We start from the raw sequence: 8398 nt of genomic DNA, 5'->3' as shown, positions 1-8398 counted from the left end.
CTTACTTTTAACTCTTCACTTCATAAATTTTATTTCCAATTCTGACCACTAAGCTTTAATGCTGCGATCACAATATCCTTTCTACTTATTTGACCTACTAAAATATCATTTTTCATTACAGGTAATCTTCTTCTATTGTGTTGCGCAAAAATACCCGCGGCATCAAAAATTGAGATATCATGAGGAATAGTTTCTACAGATTTTGTCATAAAACTTTCCACACTTTTATCTAGAATGGGTTGATTAAAATAACGGCTTTCAGAAATTTGTTTCATACAGTCGGCTTCAGAAATGATGCCCACTAGAAATCCGTTGGTATCCAAAACAGGTCCTCCGGAAATTTTATGTTTGGCAAATTTCTCCATTACGTCTAAAATTGAATCATCTGGCGAAAAAGTGATTAACTTAGTAGTCATATAATCAGCGACCAAAATTGGGGCTTCAAATTCTTTTTTTAATACTTTTCTAACGCCTTGAAAGCTTTTGATTCCCATGATAGTTTATTTAAAGGTTGATTACTAAAGATACTAAATAAAATGAAATTTGCTAATAATATTCGACGTATACCATTTAATACTCAGTATTTTAGGACTTTTTAAAAGAATATCATAATTATGAAGAAAACACCGACCTTACTTACTTTACTACTCATCATTCTTGCTACCTACTGGAGTTTTAGAGTTTTACTGCCCCAGTACAATGAAGGCGAAACAGTGGTAGAAACAGAGTTTTCTACAAACAGAGCCTTAAAACATGTAAAAGAAATTTCAAAAGAACCACATGGTGTTGGGTTTCCGGCACACACTACGGTACGTAATTATATTACTGCAGAACTTCAAAAGTTAGGACTAGAAACTTCCTTGCAAGAAGGCTATACCGCTGGAGATTGGGGAAATTTGAGCAAGGCGGAAAATATCCTTGCAAGAATTAAGGGCAGCAGGGAATCTGGTAAAGCCTTATTATTGTTAAGTCATTATGATAGCAACCCACATTCTTCGTTGGGCGCTAGTGATGCAGGTAGTGGTGTCGCTACTATTTTAGAGGGTGTAAGAGCTTTCTTGAATACCAATGCCACACCTAAAAACGATATAATAATACTAATATCCGATGCAGAGGAATTAGGCTTAAACGGTGCCGATTTGTTTGTGGATAAACATGAGTGGCTAAAAGACGTAGGCCTGGTCTTAAATTTTGAAGCTCGTGGCAGCGGTGGACCAAGTTATATGCTTATGGAGACCAATAGGGGAAATAGCAAATTAATTTCGGAATTTATTGCTGCAAATCCTGAGTTTCCTGTAGCTAATTCACTTGCCTATAGTATTTATAAAATGTTACCTAATGACACTGATCTAACCGTATTTAGAGAAGATGGGGATGTAGAGGGCTTCAACTTTGCTTTTATTGACAATCATTTTGATTACCATACCCAAATAGATAATTATGAGCGGTTGGATAGAAAAACATTGGCACACCAAGGTAGCTACCTAATGCCGTTACTGGCTCATTTTAGTAATGCTGATATTTCAAACTTAAAAAGTTTTGATGATAACGTTTATTTCAACGTGCCCTTCTTTAAAATGGTATCATACCCTTTTAGTTGGATTATGCCCATGCTCGGTATTGCCATTCTTGTTTTCATAGTATTATTAATATCCGGTTTTAGAAAAAAAGTGCTGAATGTAAAAGAAATTTTAAAAGGTTTCATTCCTGTACTTTTTACATTAGTGGTAAACGGTCTTGTTGGCTTCTATAGCTGGCAGCTTTTAAAATGGGTTTATCCTGCTTATAATGATATGCTACATGGATTTACCTATAACGGCCATGCCTACATTTTTGCATTCACCTTATTTTCATTGGGCACTTGCTTTTATGCCTATTACAGATTTAGGGTCATAAAAACTGCAAATTTGCTTGTAGCGCCATTCATTATATGGCTCATCATTTGCACATTGGTAGCCGTATATTTAAAAGGAGCGGCTTTTTTCATTATACCGTTATACAGCTTTTTAGTTGCCTTTTATGTACACATCAACCAAAAAAATCCCGATGCTTTCTTATTGGTATTCCTAGGTATACCCGCAGTATTTATTTTTGCACCGTTCGTGCAAATGTTTCCTGTGGGTCTAGGGCTTAAAATGATGGTAGCCTCTACCCTATTGACTACGTTAATTTTCTTTTTGTTACTTCCACTGGTTACAAAATACAGAAAAAAAGGAGCCTTGGCATTTTTAAGCTTCTTGCTTTTTGCCGGTTTTATGGTATCTGCCCATATGCATTCTGGCTTTACTGAAGACCGCCCAAAACCAACTAGCTTATTATATGTTTTAGATACCGATGAGAACACGGCAAAGTGGGCAACCTACGAACACAAATTATCTGGTTGGACCTCGCAGTACATTACCGAAAAAAATACGGATAGTGCACTCAGCAAAAAAACCATTAGCAGTAAATACGGGTCTAATTTTACATATACCACTACTGCTCCTGTAAAAAATATTCAAAAACCTACAATTGAAATTCAATTGGATACAGTGATTAATTCGGTCCGTTCTGTACGTTTATGCATCACTCCCAATAGACCTGTAAACCGTTTAGAAGTATTTACCAATGAAGTCGATATTTTAAAAGCCGATGTAAACGGTATAGAACTGTCTGAACATTTTCTTAAAAATAGATACGGCGGAAGATTAATTACACATTATGTCAGTGATAAGAATTATACTGATATCACCTTAGATTTAGCAGAAGGTTCAGAACTGGAACTTACGGTGTATGAAGCCTCTAATGATTTATTGAAAAATGGACTTTTTTCCGTACCTCCACGAAGGGAAGATCAAATACCTATGCCATTTGTACTTAACGATGCTATTTTAACCATACAAAAAGTAAAGTTTGACTAAAAAAATAGGAGTCATAGGTTGTGGATGGTTAGGATTACCACTCGCAGAAAATTTAGTGAGCTACGGTTATGAAGTCAATGGCACCTCTACTTCGTCAGATAAAATGGGAATTTTGAAGGAAAAGGGTATCCATCCGTTTCAAATTTCCTTGTCTGAAAATGGTATTTCAGGAGATATCGATTCTTTTTTAGAATCTGTATCGGTACTTATTATAAATATTCCTCCAAAGTTAAGAGGCAAGGGACCCAAAGAAAGTTATTTTGAAAAAATTAAGTTACTGTATGCCGCCATTAAAAAATCTACAGTAAGAAATATCATTTTTGCAAGTAGTACTGCAGTATATGGTGATGCAAAAGGCGAGGTCAACGAGAAAACCAAAACAATTCCTACAACCCAATCTGGCATACAATTAATACAATGCGAAAGCCTCTTGAAAGACGATAAGGAATTGAACGTCACAATTATCCGGTTTGGCGGATTAATAGGTCCTAACAGGAATCCGGTAACAATGCTATCCGGCAGAGAAAATCTAAGTGGGGGCAACGCACCCGTTAATTTAATTCATTTAGATGATTGTATCGGCATTATTAAAAAGCTAATTGAGCTAAACCATTATAATGATGTTTTAAATGCAGTATATCCTGAGCATCCTTCCAAAAAAGAATACTATACGGCACAAGCTAGTAAAAGAAACATAGCACCTCCTAAGTACACCTCTACTGGACAAAACGACAAATTTATTTCATTTTGTAGTAATTTTCTTATTAATAAGTACCGGTTTCTTACAGACATAAATTGATCTTACACAACATCTAGAACCTTGTTCACAACAAATCATTGAAAACCACGTTAATATATTGTTGGTTATCAACTACTTATCGACGTATGACATACCTTTGTATAACAATATAAAACCATAATGTTATGAAGAAAGATAAATTACGGGAGAGGGTTTTAGTTGAATTAGAGAAGCTCATCTCCCTAAGTTGCAAGAACCCTAACGGTTCTAAAAAGTATGAAGACTTACATATTGCATTATTAAAAAAATATTATAATGCCACCAATGTTACAATAGACTATCACCGTCATAGAATTAAGATGGAAATAATAGAAGATGACAGTCTATATGATCCAAAAACGATAAATACGTATTTACCGACTTTTTACACAAATTTATTGTTCAACAATCTCTTTAAATTTCTAATTTCATGTATTGAAAAGGATAATAAAAGTATTGGCTTTTATACACAGCTTATAAATTCTTTTAAAACCACGAACAATAAACTAGAATTGGCATAAGAGTTAAAAAGCATTTAAATTTATGAAGACGCCTGGTTAGGCGTCTTTTTCATTTTTAACATTTAAACCTTTCCTTAACAAGATCATACAGATTATTTTAATAGTTTAGCGCACCTTAAAAAGAAGAGTAAAATGAAAAAATCACTTTTAATAGTCGTAGCTGCCTTATTATTCTCAAGTAGTTATGGATATTCACAGACCAAATCTGAATTATTAAAACATTACGAAGCATTTTATGACCAAATGCGATTACAGGGCGATGTTGATGGTGTAATCAATGCACTGACACACTTAAATATTTTATCCCCTTCACAACAACGTAATGATACTCTTGCATATATCTATGCAAACGATAATCAGCACCTACAAGCTTTAAATCTAATAGGTATTGAAAAGTTAGATTCAGATTCTAATTTAGCCATTCAAGTAAAAGCGGTTTCCTTAAAAGCTTTGAACCAGCCAAAAAGAGCCTTAGAACAATTTGAAGCATTAAATGCAAGAGAACCCAACGCATACCTTGCCTACGAACTGGCAGACCTTAAGGTGCAAACGGGCGATAATACCGGTGCCATGAAACATGTAGAATATGGTTTAACCAATGCAACAGAAGATATGAAATATGCATTCTATGAGCGCCAACAACCTTACGAGGTTCCCTTAAAGGCAGCTTTCACTCACTTAAAGGCGCTTGTACAGTTCAATATGGACAAAGGCAATATTGACCAGGCAATAGCTACTTTGGACGAAGCACTGGCAATTGATCCAAATTTTAATTTGGCAAGCCTAAGCAAGCAAGCCCTGATTTCTAGAAAACAAGCTCCCGAAGAGAAAGAATAATACCATATTCTAATACATGTAAAACACCACAGGCCAAGTCCATGAAGCATTTAATAGAACCGTACTTTTAAATTCAAGACAAGCCTAAGGGTATTATACCTTTGGCGGTGTTAATAAAAAAGGCGAATCATTTGATTCGCCTTTTTTAATATCTCTAGTATGGGTTATAATAATACAGTTCTGCTGTTCACTTGGTCAAAAAATCTAAGATAAAAATATTAGAAATCGCCTAATTTTCTTCGTTTTTGATCAATTCATCTGGCAACGTATTATTCACTACCACGTTAAATTGATTTCTTAAATCATTATAAGCAGTAATCATTTGAATAATCGATTCCCTTGGATTTTGTTGGTACTCCAAATCTCCTTTAGCTTTTAAAACATAGGTCTTAAATAACTTTTGACGCCCTTTAATTTGTGGAATATTGAATTTCGCCGGATACTCCCCAAGCTCCAATTTATTTTGGTTCTCGATCAGCTCATCTACCAAGAATTGAAAATCTTCTATATGTTCAGAGGTGTAGATTTTATCGAAACTTTTATCTAAAGCATTATATTCTAGCCAATCATTGATTATTGTTTGCGCCTTGGCATCAATACCCGTTTTTTGAGGTAGACTATCCGTTGTTTCTTCCCAACGAATTTCGCGAATACTAGATTTATCTTGAACGGCATCTTTACAGGATACGGCCAATATAACTATTAATAAAAAAAAGATAATTTTGGACATAAGCGAATGTACAAATTTTAAGAAAAGGTATCTTTATCTCAAATTCATTTAACGAAAATTTTAATGCCGAAATATATTTTAATTATTGGGGCCTGTGGTCAAATAGGTACAGAACTTACCTTAACACTTAGAGAAAAACACGGTGGTGAAAATATTATTGCCAGTGATATTAGGGAAGGTAACGATGAATTAATGGAATCTGGACCATTTGAAATTTTAGATGCCACCAATTATGATTCTTTAGAAGAGGTCATTGCCTATTATGATATATCTGAGGTGTATTTAATGGCCGCTATGCTTAGTGCAACGGCAGAAAAATTTCCCATGCGTGCCTGGAATTTGAACATGAATACCCTTTTCAATGTATTGAATTTGGCAAAAGAGAAAAAAATAGATAAGATTTTTTGGCCGTCCAGTATCGCCGTTTTTGGTCCGAATACACCAAAAGACGATACTCCGCAAAACACCATAATGGAGCCAAGTACGGTTTATGGTATTAGTAAGCAAAGCGGTGAACGTTGGTGCGAGTATTATTTTAAAAAATTTGACGTAGATGTAAGAAGCATTAGATACCCAGGTCTTATTAGCTGGAAAACCATGCCAGGTGGCGGAACAACTGATTATGCCGTGGAAATATACCATAAAGCACTTTCTGAGGGCTCATACACCTGTTTCTTGGAAGAAGACACTAAATTACCTATGATGTTCATGGACGATGCCATACGTGCCACATTACAGATCATGGAAGCCCCATCTGAGAACATCAAAGAGCGTTCTGCCTATAATTTGGCAGCAATGAGTTTTACGCCCAAAGAAATGGCCGAAAATATAAAAGCTGTGATCCCTGAATTTGAAATGGCCTATGAACCGGATTTTAGGCAAGAAATTGCCAACTCTTGGCCAAGCAGCATTGATGATAGCAGTGCCCAAAAAGATTGGAATTGGAAGGCAGAATTTGACCTTGAAAAAACTACTGAAACAATGTTGGAAAATTTAAAGAACAGGGTTTAGCCTGTTCTTCAAATTCATCTAATTATTTAGAGGGAATGTCATAGTTGTAATATCACCATATTCGTTACCTAAAGGAAAATATTTTATATTATCCTTATAATTCAAATTATTCTCATAACTAGTTAACTCTAAACTCAAAACTCCAGATTTTTGATCAGAAGAAACATTAAACCCTTTGTTATCTAAAAATTCAACCACGTCAATAGGCATTTCTATATCTTCGAACGGAATTATAGCTTCATAATTATTACTTGTAATATAAGATCTTGTAAAAAAATCACTATTTCCATCATTTACGTTCTCAAGTTTCAACCAAAACGTCAAATGGTCATATGATTCATTTACACTTACAACATTATCAGTTTGATGAATTACCCAATTTGGAATTTCAACATTAAGATTATTTTTCCTTTCTAAAATAACTATCCTGCCATCATCTAATTCAAATTTCACTGTTTTTTTTAAAATTTCATACTCATTTAAATAAGGGTAATTAATTATAAAACCTAAAGTTGAAGTATTTCCTGCGTCACCATATAAAAGTCTTAAAAAATTTTCTTGGTAACTCTTAAGATTTGAGTATCCAAATAAACTAAAGCTATAATTTACTGTCTCATCAGGTAATGAGAAACTCACTATCATTTCCTCAGTCAAACTATTCAAATTATTGAAGTTAATAGTTTGATTACTGAAATCGTTATTGTAAAAATAACGATAATCTTCTAATAAATTAATATGGCTATTTCCTCGATAATAAAGGAAAACATCAGTAGAAATTTCAGAATTATATAAAATTTTATATGTATTCTCATTTAATATATTAGATGAATAATCAAACGCTGCTACCGTGGCATAATGATAATCTGGTTGTTCTTCAATTATTAAAGTAAATTCCTCATCTTTAATAAAAAGGCCATCATGAGCTAATCCAACTATATTGTTTCTCTCATCACTTGTTAAACGTACTGTTCCCGGTTTTAACCCAGCTTGGGAATTGCCAGCGTGAGAACTACTGTTCTTTCCTAACCAATATTCAGTTATCACTAGATTTTCTTTCTCAAAATCATCATCAGCATAAAAAACTAAATCTACGTTATTAATTATTTTTCTAGAAGTGATAAGTTCACCACTTTCCATTTTATTAATCGCTATATAAAAATCGAATAATTCATTTGACATTCCATAATCATGCTTATAAAGTAATTTTAAAAGACTAAACTGAAAAATTTTTGATGTTTCATTTCCATCTTCATCAATTGCTGTAATGACTAAGTTGGTTGCTCCATTTGGAAACTCAAATGGGTCAATATCATATGAAAATTGATTCTGAGTAGTAGTAAAAACATTATTGCCGTTTATGCTAATCGTAGTATTCACATTTTCCGTATTATCAGAAACTGAAATATCAATAGTGGTTAGCACCTCTATAGTTTCGGCAATTTCAGAAACCGAAATAATAGGAGCCGTAGCTTCAATTTCTTCAATGGCCTTTGCCGTATCTTCCTTTTCTTCACAACTAAAAAAACAAAGTATTAAAAGAATAACAGTAAAAATTTTAAAACTCTTTAATTTCATAAATCGACTTTTTACTTTAACGTTATTATTTACATGTTGTTGTTTT

The 8398-nt window shown here is 33.8% G+C and carries 8 protein-coding genes; 5 read left to right on the top strand and 3 right to left on the bottom strand.

All coding sequences use genetic code 11. From position 1 onward, the window contains the following. Positions 1–29: 29 nt before the first annotated feature. Positions 30–494, bottom strand: coding sequence for a CBS domain-containing protein (locus PXC01_RS05245; RefSeq protein WP_276471277.1), 465 nt, complete (start codon positions 492–494; stop codon positions 30–32). A gap of 120 nt (positions 495–614) precedes the next feature. Between PXC01_RS05245 and PXC01_RS05240 the strand changes: the two genes are divergently transcribed. From PXC01_RS05240 to PXC01_RS05225, 4 genes are all read left to right on the top strand, one after another. Beyond that, positions 615–2900 carry a M28 family peptidase gene (locus PXC01_RS05240; protein WP_276471276.1) on the top strand — a complete coding sequence of 762 codons (2286 nt, stop codon included), beginning with the start codon at positions 615–617 and terminating at the stop codon, positions 2898–2900. Next, positions 2893–3699 (top strand): NAD(P)H-binding protein, encoded by an 807-nt coding sequence (locus PXC01_RS05235; protein WP_276471275.1) that lies wholly within the window; start codon positions 2893–2895, stop codon positions 3697–3699. Before PXC01_RS05240 ends, PXC01_RS05235 begins: the two co-directional genes overlap by 8 nt. Positions 3700–3824: 125 nt before the next feature. Next, positions 3825–4199: a hypothetical protein gene (locus tag PXC01_RS05230; protein WP_276471274.1), complete on the top strand. Its 375-nt coding sequence runs from the start codon at positions 3825–3827 to the stop codon at positions 4197–4199. A 132-nt stretch (positions 4200–4331) separates the two neighbouring features. Then, on the top strand, positions 4332–5036 hold the full coding sequence (locus PXC01_RS05225) for a hypothetical protein (RefSeq protein ID WP_276471273.1): 705 nt from the start codon (positions 4332–4334) through the stop codon (positions 5034–5036). Between the two features lie 229 nt (positions 5037–5265). Here the strand turns inward: PXC01_RS05225 and PXC01_RS05220 are convergent, their stop codons facing one another. Next, positions 5266–5766, bottom strand: coding sequence for a hypothetical protein (locus PXC01_RS05220; RefSeq protein ID WP_276471272.1), 501 nt, complete (start codon positions 5764–5766; stop codon positions 5266–5268). A 63-nt stretch (positions 5767–5829) separates the two neighbouring features. Here PXC01_RS05220 and PXC01_RS05215 point away from each other — a divergent pair, with 63 nt between their 5' ends. Then, positions 5830–6777: an NAD-dependent epimerase/dehydratase family protein gene (locus PXC01_RS05215; protein WP_276471271.1), complete on the top strand. Its 948-nt coding sequence runs from the start codon at positions 5830–5832 to the stop codon at positions 6775–6777. 18 nt (positions 6778–6795) lie between these two features. Here the strand turns inward: PXC01_RS05215 and PXC01_RS05210 are convergent, their stop codons facing one another. Further along, positions 6796–8352 carry a hypothetical protein gene (locus tag PXC01_RS05210; protein WP_276471270.1) on the bottom strand — a complete coding sequence of 519 codons (1557 nt, stop codon included), beginning with the start codon at positions 8350–8352 and terminating at the stop codon, positions 6796–6798. Positions 8353–8398: the final 46 nt, after the last annotated feature.

Source organism: Maribacter huludaoensis (assembly GCF_029350945.1).
Taxonomy (GTDB): domain Bacteria; phylum Bacteroidota; class Bacteroidia; order Flavobacteriales; family Flavobacteriaceae; genus Maribacter; species Maribacter huludaoensis.
This window is presented reverse-complemented; position numbering and strand designations above follow the sequence as displayed.